This window comes from Aliidiomarina taiwanensis, from assembly GCF_003987015.1.
GTDB classification, from domain to species: Bacteria; Pseudomonadota; Gammaproteobacteria; order Enterobacterales; family Alteromonadaceae; genus Aliidiomarina; species Aliidiomarina taiwanensis.
This window is the reverse complement of sequence record NZ_PIPQ01000004.1, coordinates 125887-145487: the sequence shown is the minus strand read 5'-3', so window position 1 is coordinate 145487 and position 19601 is coordinate 125887. Positions and strand designations below refer to the sequence as shown.

Genomic DNA, 19601 nt, shown 5'->3' with positions numbered 1-19601 from the left:
TCTTGCTGGAATTAGCGAAGGAAACATGCACCAGCAGTAGGTGAAGCATCAACCAGATAATCCGATGAGATGCCGGTCTGTCTCACTCTCATGCAAAGGTAAGATCAACCATTTAATCCGCTTACCCTTAATTTTTTGCGTATTTGTGACTGCCAAAGCGACAGGAGCCTGCCATTGCTAGCCAGTATCAATGACTATGTTTAGTAATAAATACTATCTGCTGTACTGAACCTAGTATGTGTTGGCAAAACACCTGGTTGCCGTAAGTTGCCAATGCAATCATCTGTACAACAAAGTGATGACTAATCCTGGTTTTGGACAAGTTTATGTCAGCGAGTGTGCTCAAAATCCAGCTTCTGTCACCACTCTGTTGTACAAATCCCCGCCCTGACACATTTTTAGGCTCCACCACTCAACCACTTTACATGCACACCAAAATGAACCACACTAAGCCGAAAATAACGATAAAAAGTGGCCATGGATGATGCTGGAAAAACTCGCCTTCTCGCAAAAACAGCGCTTAGCGTACATTGATTTTTGTTTGCTTTTTAAAGGCTCGATTTACCGCCAGGACTTAATTAAACGATTCGAAGTTGGGTTATCGGCGGGCTCCCGTGACTTTAATCTCTACAAAGAATTAGCACCGCAAAATCTTGAATACGACGTTAAGCAAAAACGTTACTTCCAGACCAGTGAATTTAAACCGCTTTTCGACCATGACGCCAAACGCAGTTTAATTAAATTGGCGAATGATATTTCCGATGGTTTTGACGCCATTGGCGATTTACATTTTCCTGTTGAAGCACCTTCCAGTTTGAACGTTCCGGACATTTTTGTTGTTGCTAAAACCGTGCAGGCCATTCTGAATGAGCGCGCACTCGAAATTAGTTACACATCGCTTAGCAGTGGTTCCGGCAAACGAGAAATTGTACCGCACTCAATTGTTGATAATGGCATGCGCTGGCACGTTCGTGCGTTTGACCGAAAAACCGAAGGCTTTCGCGATTTTGTATTAACCCGAATCAGTAATGTGAAGCTGATTGGCAATTACGAGTTTGGTGAAGACAGCGTTTCCGATACCGAATGGCAACGGATGATTTCCCTGCAATTAACACCGCACCCCAATAACGTTAAATTTCCCAAGGCCATTGAAATGGATTATTGCAACGGAGGGGACATGAAAAACGGTTTATTAACCGTCGATGTTCGTGCTGCCATGGCCGGCTATTTATTACGTCGCTGGAATGTCGATTGCACCGAAGACGCGGCCTTAAAAGGTCCCGAATATCAACTATGGTTACGTAACCGCACAAGTTTAATGAACACCAGTAATTTAGCGATAGCGCCGGGCTACGAAAACAATTCGCCCGCCCGCTAAAATTCATTTAAAAGGACGCCGTAAAACATGGACAACACCGAGCAAAAATTCTTAAAGCAACTCGATGACAAACTCTGGAAAGCCGCCGATAAACTGCGTGCGAATTTAGATGCCGCCAACTATAAACACGTCGTGCTGGGGCTTATTTTCTTAAAGTACGTATCTGACGCCTTTGAAGAGCGTCAGGAGCAATTACTTGAGCTTTTCAAAACCGACGACGAAGACAACCTTTACTACCTGCCGCGCGATGACTTTGACAGTGACGAAGAGTACCAGGAAGCCTTAACCGAAGAGCTGGAAGTGCTCGATTATTACCGTGAAGCGAACGTGTTTTGGGTACCCAAAGCGGCCCGCTGGAGCACATTAAAAGAAAAAGCCGTACTGCCCATTGGTAGCGTTCTGTGGCAGGACGATGCCGGTAACGACGTGAAATTGCGCTCTGTGTCCTGGCTTATCGACAACGCCTTAGAAGAAATCGAGAAAAGTAACAGTAAGCTCAAAGGCATTCTTAACCGCATCAGCCAATATCAGTTAGAAAACGAGAAGCTCATTGGTCTTATTAACACCTTCTCGGACACCTCATTCACCAAACCAGAGCTCGGTGGTGAGCGCCTTAACTTACAAAGCAAGGATATTCTCGGTCACGTTTACGAATATTTCCTGGGTCAGTTCGCACTCGCTGAAGGCAAGCAAGGCGGCCAGTACTACACGCCAAAAAGCATCGTGACGCTGATTGTGGAAATGTTGCAGCCCTATTCCGGTCGTGTATATGACCCTGCTATGGGCTCTGGCGGTTTTTTTGTATCCAGCGACAAGTTTATTGAAGAGCACGCCAAAGAGCAGCACTACGACGCCTCCGAGCAGCGAAAGCATATTTCGGTCTACGGCCAGGAGTCCAACCCGACCACTTGGCGCTTAGCGGCCATGAACATGGCCATACGCGGTATCGACTTTAATTTTGGTAAGAAAAACGCCGACAGCTTTTTAAACGATCAACACGCTGATCTTCGCGCCGACTTTGTCATGGCGAACCCACCGTTCAACGTAAAAGACTGGTGGAACGAATCGTTGGCCGATGATGCGCGCTGGAAATATGGCACGCCACCCAAAGGCAACGCTAACTTTGCCTGGGTACAGCATATGCTGCATCACCTGGCACCATCCGGCAGCATGGGTATTTTGCTGGCCAATGGCTCAATGAGCTCGAACACCAACAACGAAGGCGAAATTCGTAAGCGACTCATTGAAGAAGACTTGGTGGAATGCATGGTTGCTCTGCCCGGTCAGCTGTTTACCAATACCCAAATACCCGCCTGTATCTGGTTTTTAACCAAGGACAAAGCCAATGGCATGGTTCGCAACGAGAAAAAGCGCGACCGCCGCGGCGAGTTTTTGTTTATTGACGCACGCGAACTCGGCTACATGAAAGACCGTGTATTACGCGACTTTACCAATGACGACATCGCCAAAGTTGCCGACACTTTTCATGCGTGGCAGCAAGGTGAAAGCTACGAAGACATCGCCGGCTTCTGTAAATCCGTTAACTTAGACGACATTAAAAAGCACGATTTTGTGCTTACCCCAGGCCGCTACGTAGGCGCAAAAGAACAGGAAGACGACGGCGAACCCTTTAACGAAAAGATGGCACGCCTAACCGCACAACTAAGCGATCAGTTTGCCGAAAGCGAGCGATTAGAGGCTGAGATTAAGCGGAACCTTGGGGGGCTTGGGTATGAGCTGGATTAAAACGAAAGTCGGTGCTTTTTGCCCATTCACGTACGGAAAAGCGATAAAGAAAAGTGAACAAGTTAGTAACGGTTACCCAGTTTATGGTTCTAATGGCATTTACACATACTCTGAAATTGCTTTAGCGGGACCATACGTAGTCATCATAGGCAGAAAAGGCTCGGTTGGAAAAGTACATCTAAGTGAAAGTCCTTGCTGGGTAAGTGATACAGCTTTCTACGTTATGTTTGACTCTTTAGATGAAGCCTACTTTACCTATTACTTGCTCTCTACGCTTGGGCTTGAAAGTATGAATACTGATGCTGCTGTCCCTGGACTCAACAGAGAAAATGCGCACCGATTAGAAATCAAAGTCCCCAAGAATGCGAGTTTAAGACAACGATTAGTCAAACCATTAATTGATCTAGACAAGAAAATTAAAAATAGCGAACAAACAAACCAAACCCTAGAGCAAATCGCCCAAGCTATCTTCAAAAGCTGGTTTGTCGATTTCGAGCCCGTTAAAGCCAAAATGGAAGCACTAGAAGCCGGCGGCAGCCAAGAAGAGGCCCTACTCGCCGCCATGCAAGCCATATCCGGCAAAGATAAATCGCAACTAACCCAGCTCCAAACCGAAAATCCGGAGAACTACAACCAACTCCGCACCACCGCCGAACTCTTCCCCTCCGCCATGCAAGACAGCGAACAGGGCGAGATTCCGGAGGGGTGGCTTTTGGAGCCATTCTCTAACATCGCAAGATTAGACACTACATCAGTCAAACCAGCAAAAGAGCCGGAAAAAATTTGGGAACACTACAGTATTCCCGCATTTGACGACGGCATGAGCCCAGCATTTGATTTAGGTGCAAATATTAAAAGTAACAAGTATCGAGTATTTCCTGAATCGGTTTTAGTATCGAAGTTAAACCCTCATTTTCCTCGAACTTGGTTACCTGATGTTTTAGATTCGAACGCAGCAATTTGCTCAACAGAGTTCATGCAGTTTGTACCAATAAAGCCCTCCCAACGGGCATTTGTAGCAGGGGTTGTTAAATCTGATAGCTTCCAAAATGGAATTATGATGCGTGTTACAGGATCGACAGGCAGTAGACAGAGAGCCCAACCCAAACAAGTAGCAGAAATGGAAGTATTACTTCCAAGTGAAGAGCTACGAAATATTTATTCAGTTCTCATAGCCCCTCAACTTGAATCTCAAGCATCAAATATTAGAGAAGCTCTTAATCTAGCCAATGTGCGTGACGCCCTACTCCCCAAGTTGCTATCAGGCCAACTGCAAGTCAATTCGACTGACCAAGTCCATACAAAATTACCTGATGATAAGGACGAGCATGATTTAAATGCTCTGATTAGCGAAATCGAGAATGACCTCCCACCAAAGTCTCATTTTGTAGTGCATGGATCATCCCGCAAGCAACGACACAAACTCGGGATGATTGGTTACTCTACAACGATAACCGGAGATTTAGGTCAAGGCGGTGCGGAATACTTTAAGCTGCCAGCATTTTTAAGTGAGCTTCGTAGTAACAAAATTTTGCAAGGAGTCTTTTCCACAGTCGTTGATAGCGCTACTGGAGTCCCTTTTCTTATGGTTGTCATTACAGCAGTCCTAAATAAGTTTTTAGGTGAAAAAGTTAAACTTGACCAAAAAACAGCTATAGTCTTGCTATCTTTTCCGGAAAACCGCACCTGCAAAGTTTCTAAACTTTTGAATGAGTCCAACAGATTAAGCTTGAATGCAGGTTTGTCTCCTTTTGACGAGGACGAATTATCCGGCACTTTAAAACGGTTGAAAGTGCATGGCTTAGTTACACATCGAGACCGAACTTTTACGGAATGGGCACTTGTCGAAAAGTTTGACCATAAAGGCGCTCGCCGACCTTAACTAGTAAGGGTAGATTGATTAGATGCTAAAACTCCACGCCACCCGCAAACTTTTCGAAAAATTAACCCTCACCAGCGAGGGTACACTACCGGCCACTCCAATGAGCAAGTGGCTGTATGAAAAGCCCACTATTGATATCAACCCTTTGAGCGGATGGCATGGTCATCTGGTGACGCTGCAACGCAGAAACTGCGTATTAATGACGCATGACAGCACACGCTTTCCGCTGGTGTTGCCGGCGCTGACTAAACCCGACTTCGCTGAACTGAACGACCGCTTTGTCGATACCTTTATGAATACCTTACTTAAATGCGGCGCTAATGAGGTTCACCTTGAAACGGCCGATAAATACCTGCGTCCACTGCAAGTTGATAGCGACTGTAGCCGATCCGTTCAGGGCACGCTGAACCGAATGAAAGACGAGTTCGAGCATCAACTTTATTACGATCGACTGAATATAGCCGACATGACCGGCTATAACGCCGGTGCCTGGCTCGCCGACACGCCACGCTCAGTAAAAGGTCAAAAGATGGTGCTATGGCCAAAAGATGCTATGTTGACTCTACTGGAGCGATTGGCAGACCAGAACAGATTCAAGGAGGAAAACCCGCGATGATCGGCGTCGAACGAGGAAAAAGGTCAAGTATCGAGGATTTCTCGGTAGTTTGTTACAAGGCAGAACACCTGCTTACCACGTGGTTTTTGTCACCGTTCCTGTTGTCCATACTTGACTCACACAGAGATTACTAAATATGCCACGACAGCAAAAACCATGGATATCATTAGACCAGCAGTTAGGGCTTCTTACTGATCGTGGTATGACGATTGATGAACCTGAAATCGCAAGAAGTTACTTGGAAAAACTAGGTTACTACCGGTTAAGCGGGTATTGGTATCCCTTTCGCAAAATATCAGCGCACTTCAACCCAGAGTTGGATATACCTATCCGTCATGATGAGTTTATTAACGGTTCGCATTTTCGAGATATTGTTGATTTATACATTTTCGATAAGCGACTCCGGCTTCACGCGCTAGATGCCTTAGAGCGAATAGAAATGGCTGTCCGAGTTGATATTGCTCACTTACTAGGCGAAATAGACTGTTATGCGCATGAGAATCCAGAATGTCTGCATGGCCGCTTTAGTAAACAGGCTAAAAAGAAAGGGCCTGCAAAAGGGAAAACGGAGCACCAAGTCTGGTTAGAAAAGTACGAAAGAGCCATATGGCGAGCTAGACGAGAGCCATTTATTGAACACTATAAGAAAAACTATGAAGGAATACCAATTTGGGTTGCTATTGAAGTGTGGGACTTCGGCATGATGTCGATGCTTTACTCAGGCATGAAGGTAAAGCATCAAGATAAAATAGCTGAAAAGTATGGCGCACCAAGCGGCCACGATTTTAGTAAATGGTTAAGAAGTTTAAACTTTATACGTAACGTTTCCGCTCACCATAGTAGGCTTTGGAACATCAACGTTCTCGAGCGCGCTCCAATTCCTCATTACGAACATTGGCAAAAGATAAATAACTCACGACCATTCTTCTACTTTTGCCTTATGCAAAAACTGCTCGCAGTAATAAGCCCTAATTCAGCATGGAATAAGCGCTTTGAGGCTATTGTTGAAAGCTTCCCCGAACCGGAAAATAACGCAATAAGAATTAGCGAGTTTGGGATAGTTGATGACTGGGAGTCTTGGCCAGTGTGGGGCCTGAAATGAGAGCCGACGCGTACACAACAAAGTTGCGAAGAGGCGCCGGGCGTATTACGGATAAGTATAAACAAGATGTTTTACCTGTCAATTACTTTAAGGTAATTTAGGCAAAGTATAGTTAAAGGACTAATGGAATGACCGAAGACCAGTTAGAACAACAATGCCTGGAATGGTTTGCCGAGGATGGCTGGGAAATTGCCAACGGTCCCGACATTGCCCATGACGGCCCCTACCCGGAACGGGTCGATTATAAGCAAATTCTGTTGTTCGCTGATCTTGAAGCCGCTTTACGCCGCATTAACCCGCACCTACCCGAAAGTGCCATCGAGCAAGTTGTTGCGGTTGTCCGCAAGCCCGACAGCCTGGACTGTGTTGTTAACAACCGTGAGTTTCATCGCTTGCTTATTGACGGCGTACCGGTTGAATACAAAAAGCAGGATAAAGTCATTCATGACCGCGCGTTTTTAATGGATTTTGGCGACCTGGAAGCCAATCGCTTCCGGGCCATTAATCAATTTACTATTGAAGGTTCAAAACAACTGCGTCGGCCGGACATCATCTGTTTTATTAACGGCCTACCAGTCGCGGTTATCGAGCTTAAAAGCCCCAGCGCCGAAAACGTCGATATCTGGGACGCGTTTAACCAGATACAAACTTATAAAGACGAAATTCCGGAACTGTTTGCCTACAACGAAGCGTCGATTATTAGTGATGGATTTAATGCCCGTGTCGGCTCACTCACCGCAAATCAGGAACGGTACATGCCTTGGCGCGTTGTCTTAAACGAAGACGATAAGCGCCCGTTAGAGCAAGAAATGGAAACCATGGTGCGCGGCTTCTTCAAGCGCGAACTGTTTTTAGATTACATTCGCTATTTTGTGATTTTTGAAAACGACGCTGACAACCTCATTAAGAAAATAGCGGGTTACCATCAATTTCATGCAGTACGCGAAGCCGTTCGTGCCACCATTGTTGCAGCAGAGCAGCAAAGTCTGGATGAAGTTGCAGAAAAACGCGCAACCTACGCGGATGAAGTAGTTCCCGGCAGTAAAAAAGCCGGTGTTGTCTGGCACACACAAGGCTCAGGCAAAAGCATTTCCATGTGTTGTTACGCCGGAAAATTACTGCAACAACCGCAAATGAATAACCCGACGTTGATTGTCGTTACCGACCGCAATGACTTAGACGGTCAGTTGTTTGCAACGTTCAGCGCCGCTAAAGATTTGCTAAAACAAGAGCCGGTGCAGGCAGATAATCGGGATAAACTTCGACAGTTGTTAGCCGAGCGCGAGTCCGGCGGAATTATTTTCACCACGGTACAAAAGTTCGCGTTACTGGAAGATGAGAACGGCCATCCTATTTTGAATGACCGCCACAACATTGTTGTGATTTCGGACGAGGCACACCGCAGCCAGTATGGCTTAAAAGCTACGTTGAAGAAGGATGGAAAATATAAGTTTGGTTATGCGAAACACATGCGCGATGCGTTACCCAACGCCTCTTTCATTGGTTTTACCGGTACGCCCATTGCCAGTGAAGACAAAGACACCCGCGCCGTGTTCGGCAGCTATGTGTCCATTTATGACATTCAGGACGCGGTGGACGACGGTGCTACGGTCCCCATTTATTACGAATCACGCCTTGCCAAACTCGACATCAATCAGGATGTTATCGAAGAGCTCTCTGATCAGGTCGATGAGGTGGTCGAAGACGAAGAAGACGTCGGTGCCCGTGAGAAGACCAAAAGTGAATGGAGCCGTCTGGAAAAACTGGTTGGCTCTGGACCTCGTTTAGCGCAAGTCGCAGAAGACCTGATTAACCATTACGAAACCCGCGCAAAAAGTATTGAAGGTAAAGCCATGATTGTGGCGATGAGCCGCGATATTTGTGCGCATCTGTACAACGAAATTGTGAAATTACGCCCTGACTGGCACGACCCTGACCCTGAAAAAGGCGCGATTAAAATTGTGATGACCGGCTCTGCATCAGATAAGCCGTTGTTGCAGCCACACATCTACAATAAGCAAACCAAGAAACGACTGGAAAAGCGCTTTAAAGACATCAACGATCCGCTGAAGCTGGTTATCGTGCGGGATATGTGGCTGACCGGGTTCGATGCGCCTTGTTGCCATACAATGTATGTCGATAAGCCAATGAAAGGGCACAACTTGATGCAGGCTATTGCCCGGGTAAACCGCGTGTTTAAGAACAAACCTGGTGGCCTGGTTGTTGATTACATCGGTATTGCTAACGAGTTGAAACAAGCGCTTAAAACCTACACCGATTCGCAAGGTAAAGGGCAACCGACACACAGCGCCGAGGAAGCTTTTGCACTGCTCCTGGAAAAGCTGGATGTCATTCATGGCATGTTTGCCAAAAGTCCGAACGCAGAAGGTTTTGATTACACTAATCATAACGGTAAGAGCTACGAGGACGATCCGAACCAATTGCTGCTGGCAACGGCGAACTATGTACTCAGTCTGGAAGATGGCAAAAAACGCTTTCTGGACATGGTGCTGGCTATGAACAAGGCATTTTCATTGTGTAGCACACTGGACGAAGCGCAGAAATATCAAAAAGAAGTGGCCTTTTTAACGTCGGTAAAAACCGCTATTACTAAGTTCACCAGTGTCGACAAAAAACTCACGCAAGAAGAGAAGAACTCAGCGTTGAAACAAATTTTAGACAATGCCGTTCGCGCTGAAGGTGTGTCTGATGTCTTTGCGTTGTGCGGACTGGATAAGCCAAACATTGGCTTGCTCTCACCAGAGTTCCTGGAAGATGTGCGCCAGATGCCCTACAAGAACTTTGCTGTTGAGCTACTAGAAAAGCTGTTAAAAGACGATATTAAGGCGAAGACGCGTAACAACGTGGTACAAGAGAAAAAGTACGCTGAGCGCTTGCAGGAGACGTTACGGAAATACAACAACCGAGGCATTGAAACAGCTCAGGTCATCGAAGAGCTCATCGCCATGGCCAAGCAATTTCAGGAAGAGCTTGCCCGCGACGAAGCCCTAGGTCTAAACCCCGATGAAGTTGCCTTCTACGACGCGCTTGCTGAAAATGAAAGCGCTGTTCGCGAACTTGGCGATGACACATTGAAGAAAATTGCCGTCGAAATTACGGACAAACTACGCAAATCCACTACCGTAGACTGGCAAGTCCGTGAGAGTGTTCGAGCAAAGCTTCGAATTCTGGTACGCAGAACCTTGCGCCGATACAAGTACCCACCCGACCGCGCACCAGCAGCAGTGGAGCTGATTTTAAAACAGGCGGAAGTGCTTTCTAGTAGTTGGACGGGGTAAAGCAAAGCTTTAGTTTATTTTTGGAAGAGAGGGATTCTTGTTATGTAGCTAATTTACCAATGCTTTTTGCGATCGATGTAATATTTCATTGTCGCAAAAATATAAGCCATTAGAAAGAATGCAGGAGTGGCAACAATATCAGGTTTAATAATCCATGATAAGATGCCAAGAGTTAAACAAAGAAACTCCATATTTAACACTTGCTTTCTCGCTTTAACTCCCCAAAAAAACCACCTTACAAAAGGTGATTCTGATTTCCATGATTCTGAACTTTTGTCTATCACTATAATTTCCTCTTTTAGTTTAGAAATATCTATTTCAAAAACAGAGGCGAGCGATTTAAGAGATTCAATACTGGCTTTATTGCCACTTTCAATTCGTTGAATTGTTCTGGTACTTAAACCAGACATTATTGCAAGTTGCTCTTGAGACCAATTTCGTTTCTCTCGTAATTTTTTAACTATCATAAAATACCCTCGTCCATCTGTGAGGAAAACTTAACTTATAAACATTGTTGGCGGCTACGAAATATACCTGACAGTGACACGACAGCCGACGCTTTAGCTACATAACGCAGAGTGCAGCGGCAGTTTTTGGAGTGGCGGTTTGTGCTAGCGTAGCGGCCAGCACAAAAAGAGCCACGGAAAAAACTGTCCGACTGGCACGTATTGTTAGGCTTTATGAAGCCTTGTAAGATTCTGTTACACATGAGTTTTCTAGCAGGTTTTTAAAAGTCGCCATCAACCCTAGAACTTCATCAACCATTTCAAAAAAATCATCGATGTCTATTTCTATAGATTCGCCGTGCGCAACATGATTTCTCCTTCCTACTAGTTTTAAATCTATAAGCTTCTCTTTTGCCTCAAAAAACTCATAATCTAAACCTAGGCACCACATGATTTCTTTAAGCACAGTAGTTGATAGATTAGACTGAGTATCAACAACGTTTTTCACGGGAATTCGGGCTCTAGTCGATTGGTTTTTAATGATATATCTCGTCACCTCATCAAATGCAGAATATTTATTCGACTCACTTGCTCGATCAATCTTCCCTCTAACGAGTAGAGTGATGAAATTGCTCCTTAATTCAGAGATATTATGTTTTTGTGAGGACACGTATTCCAAAAAATAAGTTCCCGACTTTTTTACGAACCCCTCCCAATGAGCATAAAGTAAAGCAATTCCTGCCCTGCAAAGAACCCGCTTTCTTATCTCTGAAATTGTTGGAGCTTCAATTAAATTTTTTAATTCAGAAATTTCACGTATTCGCCAAACATGGTCTCGGCCTATTTTATCGACCAAGTTTTCTTTGGTTCTAATTACTGCCATTAAAAACCTCCCGTCCAAAAGGAAGTATTCTCGGCAGCCTTCTTGTTGCTGTAATTCCTGAGCCTGACCAGTCTGTGAATCGAGAATCACTCCAAATACCTGCTGCTGTCGTAGCAATGTCTTTCAAATCAATATTTTTAGCCAAGTTATAGCCAACTCCATATGCAACCACTTCATATTGAGAAAGAAGGAAACCTCCTGTGAATTTTTGTTTTGTAACACTATATCGTTTGAACGAATCTTCAGACAATTCGCGTTGCAAACTATCGAATGTTCTCTTGAAAAGTCTTTCCCACATAGCTTTATCAAAATCATCATCCACTGCCAACAATCTCATTTTTTCAGTAAGAAATATGCCCACATCACCCAATTGGTGCAAATCCCTTTCCTCTATCAGAGTGAAAATAATAAAACGAAGTGCAAGCTCAAGATCATATGACTCCTTCAAGGGCCTATCGCTTAGTGATATACACTCTTGGAAAGGCTCGTATGATGCAAGCTCCTGCAGCCAAGTATAAAAGTCTTTATTTAGCATCACCAGAATGCAATTACGTACTTCTTGTGGACTTAAATCCGAGCCGCCAGTATTTAAACGTTGGAACAAGTCATATTTTGCCGTCTCATCGCTTTCTTTAAGGATGATGCTCACATTAATTTTTGATCTTTTAATTATTAATCGAAGATCTTGGCTAAACGAGTTGTCTTCATTGTCAGGATCATTCCATCGCTTACCTTCTAAGCTAGGCAAATATTTTGTTCCACTAAGAGTTAAAGGCTCGATATTGTTTTTATTTTCATCTTTCAACACTCCCATAAATTGATAGATTGTTGACAAACGCTGCAATCCATCAACAACATCCCAAATACCATCTTTTCTTTGGCTGACAAAAACGGGAGGAATTGGTATTCCTAATAAAATAGATTCAATAAGATTTGTTTTTTGAATGTCACTCCATCTATAGAATCGTTGAAATTCAGGGTGAATATCAACTTCTTTACTTTCATATAAAGAAACCCACTCACTAATAGACATGGCATAGTCATCTGTACGAATTTCTTTTCGTTTTTCATTCACTTCATCTATCAATGACATTCTAGTTCCTCTATTAATTATCTTTCGGCGTAAGCGAGCCTAACGCCCAAATCAGCCGACGCTTTCAGCGGTCGGCTGCATTTGATTGTTAGCACCGGCCAGTCGACTCGCCTGCATACTATGGATTCTGTTTACGATGGCCAAAAATACCAATGCTAAAGGTATATCTAATGCGTCTGATATTTGAGTTACAATATTAAGACTCATTAGTTCTTGAATCTCCTCTGCGCGCATGGATAGCCTAAAAATTGCCTGACCAAGAAAATTCGAGACTAACCACAAAAACCACCACAACGGCAGAATACCACTTATGCCTTGTGACACCCAGTCAGAAGGTTCTTTGCTCGCCTTCCATATTTCTTTCATTGCTTGGTATGGCTTCCACAATGTCAGAATTGGAATGAAGTAGTACCCTATGGACCAACCAGGCGAGAACTTCATATTCTCTGCTCCCAGTTGTCTTGCGTTGTAGTTTGCTCTATGAATCCATCGTAGTATCAGGAACCCTGAGACTACAAACACGATAAGATAGAGGATACCGATTAGTCCTTGACGTTGGTCGTTTGCCTCCCCGTCAGCTATCGCTTGTTCTTGAGATGTATAAACCCCATTCTGATAGTCAGATAATAATTGGTATTCCAAGTTTCCGGAGACTATTGATATCACGGCGATTAAGATTTGTGCATAAAGCATGTATCGGACCCAAGCGGTTAGACTTGTTGAGTCTCTAAATCCTTCGTTGGTTGACAAGGTGCTATCTCCTTTTAAGTGCTAACGCCCGCATTTGCGGCTGGTTTGGAGCGCAGCGGAAAACCAGTCCGACAACATGCGCTTGTTAGCTTCTTTCACTTTGTTTTCCCAATACATAATTTACGAAAGCACTGCATGCAACGAGCATAAACTTAGCATCGCTGTAGCTTATTGTGCTTTCTTCTAACAATGCGTGGCGAATTCCATCTGAATCACTTGTATAGCCATACAAACTTGATAGCGCTTTTTTGAAAGCGGGATGCAACTTGTGTTTGGTTTCAATGGAGTTCAATACATTACCAAGGGTGGCCTTAGGGTTGCCAGAAACTGCCACACAAAGTGATTCTACCGCACTTATTGATTCTTTGATCGAGTTTCTATAATCAGGCGACTTACGATCTGATAACAGCACGAGAGCAGTTTGCAGATGCTTTCTTGCTCCGGAGTGTTTTGTAGTCGCGTCAATCGCTGATTCAATACTCTCTAACTCTTCAGCGCTTGTTATATCAGTTAGCTGACTTCCAACAAAACGGTAAGCCGAAAGCTCTTTTTCCAATATATGGTTGCAAAATTCAGTGAATTCTTTTGTGAGACTTTCAGGGCAGTTCTGGGCGGTAAACTCAATAAAATCGTAAACCTCGTACCACTCACACTTAAAGAAATACTCTCTTACACGCCTATGAGCATCATCAAGATAGCCAGGCAAATTATCTAGGGGCCATTTAAATAGATTGTGCCAATAATGCTGGAACAAACCATACACATTAGAAGATTTAAATGTCTGGGAGTAATGGTTATATTCAATTTGCTCCCATATGCAAATATGCAAAGCATTCCAAAGCCCATGCCTGAGAGCATCGTCCATTCCGTCCTTCTGAACAGAATCACGAACAATTGATAGCCCTTTCCTCTTTGAAAATAACACACTTATCTCCTACGGAAGCTAACATTTATATACTAGGCATGCATGGTGTATCTAGCTTGGGAAAATACTGCAAGCGCCTGTCACTACTGTGATTTTTTCGTCCACAAACCAAACTAAGTAAAGTACAAACGAGCATGCGCATATATATGATATACATGCATGCACGTTAATAAAATGTAAATACCCATGCTATCGAAGCTCTAGGAATTAGGCAAGGAGATAACGTGCACGGTCATGGTGGCCTATGAACTGAACACTCGCTTCTCCACCAACAAAACACATCCTGCGGCCATAGTAGGAGAGCTCTGTTTCTTGCATACCTTCTTCAAGCTAATGAGCACCAAAGCCTAAAAACGGTAGCTCATCAAAACCTATAAAGAATATGACACTAAAACCTATTAATGCTATAACATAAAAACCTAGAGATGCGGATTGATAACTGATACGTGTCAGGAGTAATACTTGGAGTGAACATGAAGGATATATCACAAAAACTTGCAGATTCGCTTGAGCAATTACAACAGCTTCAAGAGTCTGGGGTTGTTGCTATCCAATCAAAAGAACTCAGCAGAGTGCATCGAGAGCGGCTATTGAAGCATGGATTTATTCGCGAAGTGATCCGAGGCTGGTACATACCGACGATGCCAGATGAAAAGCCTGGTGACAGTACATCTTGGTACACCTCTTTTTGGGATTTTTGCGGCGCTTATTTGTCTGAACGATTCGACAATTCCTGGTGCCTCTCTCCTGAACAATCAATTAGCCTTCATATCGGCGATAGAACCGTGCCTCAGCAACTGCTCGTGCGCTCGCCCAAAGGCAATAATAAACCCACCGCCTTCTTGCACCACACCTCAATTTTTGATGTCAGGTTGAACATGCCTGACACAGAACAGATTGAAAAACTAGATGGGCTCAATGTATATAGCTTAGCAGCTGCACTTGTTTACTCTTCGGCGAATCAGTTTCAAAATGCGCCCATCCAAATGCGTACTGCCTTATCGATGGTGACGGATGCTTCCGACGTACTGTCCGTTTTACTCGCAGGTAATCACAGTGTGATTGCCGGCCGATTAGCAGGGGCTTTTAGAAATATTGGCCGAGATTTGATCGCTAACAATATTTTAAAAGGCATGCAAGCCGCCGACTTTAAAGTGCAAGAAAATGACCCTTTCGCAGAGAAAGTGCAGGTGAGCTTTGGTCGACGTGATGTGTCACCCTATGTTAATCGCATACGATTAATGTGGGCGCAACTGCGTGAAAGTGTTATCGCGCATTTCCCTGAACAAATACAACAAAACGTCGACATCGAAACCTACATGGCCGAAGTAGAAGACAAATACCTCACAGACGCCTACCACTCACTGTCCATTGAAGGCTATCGGGTAACTTGCGAATTGATTGAACTGGTTCGCTCTGGTAACTGGCAAGCTGAAGGCTCAGGCGAGAGTAAAAAACACTTAGATGCCATGGCTGCTAAAGGCTACTGGGATGCGTTTCAGGAAGTTAAAAAAGCCGTGTTAGCGGTATTAGAAGGCAAAAATCCTGGCGACGTACTGGAACAGACCCACAGCGATTGGTACCTCGCCTTATTTGGCCCGAGTGTGGCCGCCGGTATTATTCAACAATCGGACTTGGCTGGATACCGCTCAGGGCCTGTCTACATTCGCCAGTCTATGCATACCCCACCTGATAGGGGCGCGGTTCGCGACATGATGCCGACACTCTTCGACTTGCTCGCAGAAGAGGAAAATGCAGCCGTCAGAGTAGTACTGGGGCACTTCATTTTCGTTTACATCCACCCTTACTTTGATGGCAACGGCAGAATAGGGAGATTCATTATGAATCTAATGATGGCATCTGGTGGTTATCCATGGACAATTGTGCCGGTTACGCGGCGAGAGGAATATATGCAAGCGTTGGAAGCTGCCAGCGTCAAACAAGATATTGTGCCTTTTACAAAATTCTTGGCATCGCTACTTTAACCAAAGGAGCAGTTTGGGAGTAGACTGACCTTTAAGTTCGTAGGCCCTAACAGTTAAAAAAAAGCGAACCAACCGGTTCGCTTTTTTCAATGTCCTGCTACAACAACCTAGTTTACAAATACTCGCTTATTGGCGGGCAGGCGCACATAAGGTTGCGGTCGCCGTATACGTCGTCGATGCGGTTTACACTTGGCCAGAACTTATGGCCGTGTAGCCACTCGGCTGGGTAGGCGGCTTCTTCACGGGTGTATGGGCGGTCCCATGCGCTGTCGACAATGTCGGCCAGTGTATGCGGTGCATGAACTAGCGGGTTGTTGTCGGCTGCCCATTCGCCGTTTGCTACCTTCTCAATTTCCTGACGGATACTGATCATGGCGTCAATAAAGCGGTCCATTTCAGCCTTCGACTCCGACTCTGTTGGCTCGATCATGAGCGTGCCCGCAACTGGGAACGACATAGTTGGCGAGTGGAAGCCGTAGTCTTGTAGACGCTTGGCAATATCAATCTCGGCAATGCCTGTGGTGTCTTTTAGTGGGCGTAAGTCGATAATGCACTCGTGCGCGACACGGCCGTTGCGGCCACTAAATAGAATGGGGTAGTGCGGCTCTAAACGCTTGGCAATGTAGTTGGCATTTAAAATAGCCACTTCTGTTGCTTGGCGTAAACCACGGCTACCCATCATGGCAATGTACATCCACGAAATTGGCAGAATGCTGGCACTACCGTAAGGAGCTGCAGACACTGCACCGTTACCTTTCACCAGGCCTTCGGCGTCAATGGCGGTATGGCCTGGTAGGAAAGGCGCTAAATGGCTTTTTACGCCAATGGGCCCCATGCCTGGACCACCACCACCGTGTGGAATACAGAAGGTTTTGTGCAGGTTTAAGTGGGACACGTCCGAGCCAATGAAGCCTGGCGAGGTGACACCTACTTGGGCGTTCATGTTGGCACCGTCCATATACACTTGGCCGCCGTGCTCATGAATAATGTCGCACACTTCAACGATGTTTTCTTCGTACACACCGTGGGTTGACGGGTAGGTCACCATGGCGCAAGAAAGCTGGTCAGAAACGCTGGCCGCTTTTTCACGAAGGTCGTTAATGTCGATGTTGCCTTTCTCGTCACACTTCACCACAACCACTTTCATGCCGGCCATTTGTGCCGAAGCAGGGTTGGTACCGTGTGCAGACTCAGGAATAAGGCAAATTTTACGATGCCCTTCACCACGGCTGACGTGGTAACGGTCAATCGCTAATAAACCAGCGTACTCACCCTGTGCGCCTGAGTTTGGTTGTAGGCTCATTTCGTCGTAGCCGGTAATATCCACTAACCAGGTCGACAAGGTGCTGAGCATTTCTGCGTAACCTTGAGCTTGGTCTAGCGGGCAGAACGGGTGCAGCTGACCAAATTCAGGCCAGGTAATTGGAATCATTTCTGCGGTGGCGTTGAGCTTCATGGTGCACGAGCCAAGGGAGATCATGCTGTGGTTCAGTGCCAAGTCGCGGCCTTCTAATTTACGAATGTAACGCAGCATTTCAGTTTCTGAATGGTGCGTGTTAAACACTTCGTGAGTCAAGAAAGGCGTGTTGCGCAATAGCTCGGCTGGTACGCCTGTGTGCTCTTGCGCCAAGCTGTCTAACTGCTCAACAGTTAAGCCATGGCCTTCACCGAAAATTACATCGAGTAAGGTAACAAAGTCGGCACGGCTTTTCGCTTCGTCGAAGCTTAGGCTTACTTGGCCTGCGGTGTCGATGCGTAGGTTCAGCTCAGCTGCATTTGAACGCGCAATAATGGCGTCGCGGGCGCTGTCTTCAACCTTAAAAGTTAAGGTGTCGAACCAGGAGCTGTTCACTGGGGCCATGCCTTTTTCGCGTAACGCCGCGGCCATCATGCTGGTCATGCGGTGAATGCGGTTGGCGATGGTTTTTAAACCTTCAGGACCGTGGTACACCGCGTAGAACGAGGCCATATTGGCAAGTAATACTTGGGCAGTACAAATGTTCGACGTGGCTTTTTCACGGCGAATGTGTTGTTCACGGGTTTGCATGGCGAGGCGCATTGCCGCGCGGCCACGGGTGTCGCGTGACACACCAATAATACGGCCGGGTAAGGCACGCTTGAATTTTTCACGGGTGGCAAAGAATGCCGCGTGTGGACCACCGTAGCCCATAGGTACACCAAAGCGCTGGGCCGAGCCAAACACCATGTCGGCGCCCATTTCACCTGGCGTTTTGCAGTGCACCAGGCTCATCAGGTCTGTGGCGACACCCACCAGGCCTTTTTTGGCATGAACAGCGGCAATCACATCGGTTAAATCAAGCACTTCACCGTCGTTGGCTGGGCTTTGCAGTAAAACACCGAACACGTCATGGTCACCTGCTTCTTGCCAAGGGCCCATAATAATGTCGAAGCCAAACATTTCTGCGCGTGCTTTTACCACATCAACCGTTTGTGGGAACACGTTGTCGGCCACGAAGAAAGTATTTGATTTCGACTTGCTCACACGCTGTGCGACAGCCATGGCTTCGGCGGCTGCGGTGGCTTCGTCAAGTAACGAGGCACTGGCCATTTCCAAACCAGTGAGGTCGAGTGTCATTTGCTGGAAATTAAGAATCGCTTCCAAGCGACCTTGAGATATTTCTGGTTGGTATGGCGTGTATGCTGTGTACCAGCCCGGGTTTTCTAGTACGTTACGGGCAATGACGTTTGGCACTAATGTGTCGTAGTAACCCGCACCAATGTAGCTGGTGTACACTTTGTTTTTCTTCGCAATGGTTTTTAGTTTCGCCAGTGCGTCACGCTCCGTCATGGGCTCGCCAACACTTAAGAACGGCTCGCGCAAAATTGCTCCTGGCACCGTTTGTGCTGTCATGTCTGACAGTGAAGAAGCACCAACGAAATCTAGCATTTCTTGTTGCTCAGTGCTGTCAGGGCCTATATGGCGCGAAATAAAGTCGTCGTGTTGCTCAAGCTCGTATAACGATTTACTGCTCATTCAAAGTTACCTTAAGTGTCGTTGACTATGGGGAGAGTAAAAGAGAAAACCCCGGAGTAACCGGGGCTTTTACAATGTGTGCTTAGTCTTCTGAAATAGACTCGCGGTAGCCGTCTGCGTCCAGTAGCCCTTCAAGCTCGGTTGCATCGTCTACTTTCATTTTAAACAACCAGCCGTCACCGTACGGGTCGCTGTTCACTAGTTCTGGAGAGTCTTCTAGCTCTTCGTTTACTGCAATAATTTCACCTGCAACCGGTGCGTAAATGTCAGACGCCGCTTTCACAGACTCAGCAACTGTGCAGTCGTCGCCTGCAGCCACTGTGTCGCCTTCTTCTGGCAACTCAACAAATACCATGTCGCCTAGTAGGTCTTGTGCGTGCTCAGTAATACCTACGGTAATGGTACCGTCGCCTTCGTTACGAACCCACTCGTGTGTTGATGCATATTTTAATTCTGCAGGAATAAGACTCATATTATGTTCCTTGTGTTACCCGTAAACGG

At 45.7% G+C, this 19601-nt stretch carries 14 protein-coding genes; 7 read left to right on the top strand and 7 right to left on the bottom strand.

What is annotated here, in order from left to right; all coding sequences use genetic code 11:
* Window positions 1–484: 484 nt before the first annotated feature.
* The 6 genes from CWE15_RS08390 (at window position 485) to CWE15_RS08365 (ending at window position 10023) form a co-directional block, all read left to right on the top strand.
* The gene (locus CWE15_RS08390; RefSeq protein WP_126757644.1) at window positions 485–1378 is read left to right on the top strand and encodes a WYL domain-containing protein; all 894 of its coding nucleotides are present in this window, start codon (window positions 485–487) and stop codon (window positions 1376–1378) included.
* A 27-nt stretch (window positions 1379–1405) separates the two neighbouring features.
* Entirely contained in the window at window positions 1406–3124 is a 1719-nt protein-coding gene (locus tag CWE15_RS08385) for a class I SAM-dependent DNA methyltransferase (RefSeq protein WP_126757639.1), read from the top strand.
* Complete coding sequence (locus CWE15_RS08380) at window positions 3111–5006, top strand: restriction endonuclease subunit S (RefSeq protein ID WP_198674995.1); 1896 nt, start codon at window positions 3111–3113, stop codon at window positions 5004–5006. Before CWE15_RS08385 ends, CWE15_RS08380 begins: the two co-directional genes overlap by 14 nt.
* Window positions 5007–5028: 22 nt before the next feature.
* Window positions 5029–5622: a DUF6933 domain-containing protein gene (locus tag CWE15_RS08375; RefSeq protein WP_126757637.1), complete on the top strand. Its 594-nt coding sequence runs from the start codon at window positions 5029–5031 to the stop codon at window positions 5620–5622.
* 136 nt (window positions 5623–5758) lie between these two features.
* A complete protein-coding gene (locus CWE15_RS08370; RefSeq protein ID WP_126757636.1) occupies window positions 5759–6724 on the top strand; it encodes an Abi family protein in 966 nt (321 codons plus the stop codon).
* Window positions 6725–6852: 128 nt separating this feature from the next.
* Window positions 6853–10023: a type I restriction endonuclease subunit R gene (locus tag CWE15_RS08365; RefSeq protein WP_126757635.1), complete on the top strand. Its 3171-nt coding sequence runs from the start codon at window positions 6853–6855 to the stop codon at window positions 10021–10023.
* 53 nt (window positions 10024–10076) lie between these two features.
* Here CWE15_RS08365 and CWE15_RS08360 read toward each other — a convergent pair whose 3' ends face one another.
* The 5 genes from CWE15_RS08360 to CWE15_RS08340 all read right to left on the bottom strand — a co-directional run bounded on the left by CWE15_RS08360 (window position 10077) and on the right by CWE15_RS08340 (window position 14120).
* Window positions 10077–10490: a helix-turn-helix domain-containing protein gene (locus tag CWE15_RS08360; RefSeq protein ID WP_126757634.1), complete on the bottom strand. Its 414-nt coding sequence runs from the start codon at window positions 10488–10490 to the stop codon at window positions 10077–10079.
* Window positions 10491–10701: 211 nt separating this feature from the next.
* Window positions 10702–11352, bottom strand: a complete 651-nt coding sequence (locus CWE15_RS08355; RefSeq protein WP_126757633.1) for an MAE_28990/MAE_18760 family HEPN-like nuclease — start codon at window positions 11350–11352, stop codon at window positions 10702–10704.
* On the bottom strand, window positions 11339–12445 hold the full coding sequence (locus CWE15_RS08350; protein WP_126757632.1) for a DUF262 domain-containing protein: 1107 nt from the start codon (window positions 12443–12445) through the stop codon (window positions 11339–11341). The genes CWE15_RS08355 and CWE15_RS08350 overlap by 14 nt, the downstream gene beginning before the upstream one ends.
* A gap of 51 nt (window positions 12446–12496) precedes the next feature.
* Window positions 12497–13195 (bottom strand): DUF4328 domain-containing protein, encoded by a 699-nt coding sequence (locus tag CWE15_RS08345; RefSeq protein ID WP_052043727.1) that lies wholly within the window; start codon window positions 13193–13195, stop codon window positions 12497–12499.
* Window positions 13196–13280: 85 nt separating this feature from the next.
* Entirely contained in the window at window positions 13281–14120 is an 840-nt protein-coding gene (locus CWE15_RS08340) for an AbiJ-NTD4 domain-containing protein (RefSeq protein WP_126757631.1), read from the bottom strand.
* Window positions 14121–14593: 473 nt separating this feature from the next.
* Between CWE15_RS08340 and CWE15_RS08335 the strand changes: the two genes are divergently transcribed.
* Entirely contained in the window at window positions 14594–16105 is a 1512-nt protein-coding gene (locus CWE15_RS08335; RefSeq protein WP_126757630.1) for a Fic family protein, read from the top strand.
* A gap of 112 nt (window positions 16106–16217) precedes the next feature.
* On the opposite strand, the gene gcvP is transcribed toward CWE15_RS08335, so the two are convergent.
* Together gcvP and gcvH are read right to left on the bottom strand one after the other, a co-directional pair.
* A complete protein-coding gene (gcvP, locus tag CWE15_RS08330; RefSeq protein WP_126757629.1) occupies window positions 16218–19100 on the bottom strand; it encodes an aminomethyl-transferring glycine dehydrogenase in 2883 nt (960 codons plus the stop codon).
* A gap of 82 nt (window positions 19101–19182) precedes the next feature.
* The gene (gene gcvH / locus CWE15_RS08325; protein ID WP_126757628.1) at window positions 19183–19572 is read right to left on the bottom strand and encodes a glycine cleavage system protein GcvH; all 390 of its coding nucleotides are present in this window, start codon (window positions 19570–19572) and stop codon (window positions 19183–19185) included.
* Window positions 19573–19601: the final 29 nt, after the last annotated feature.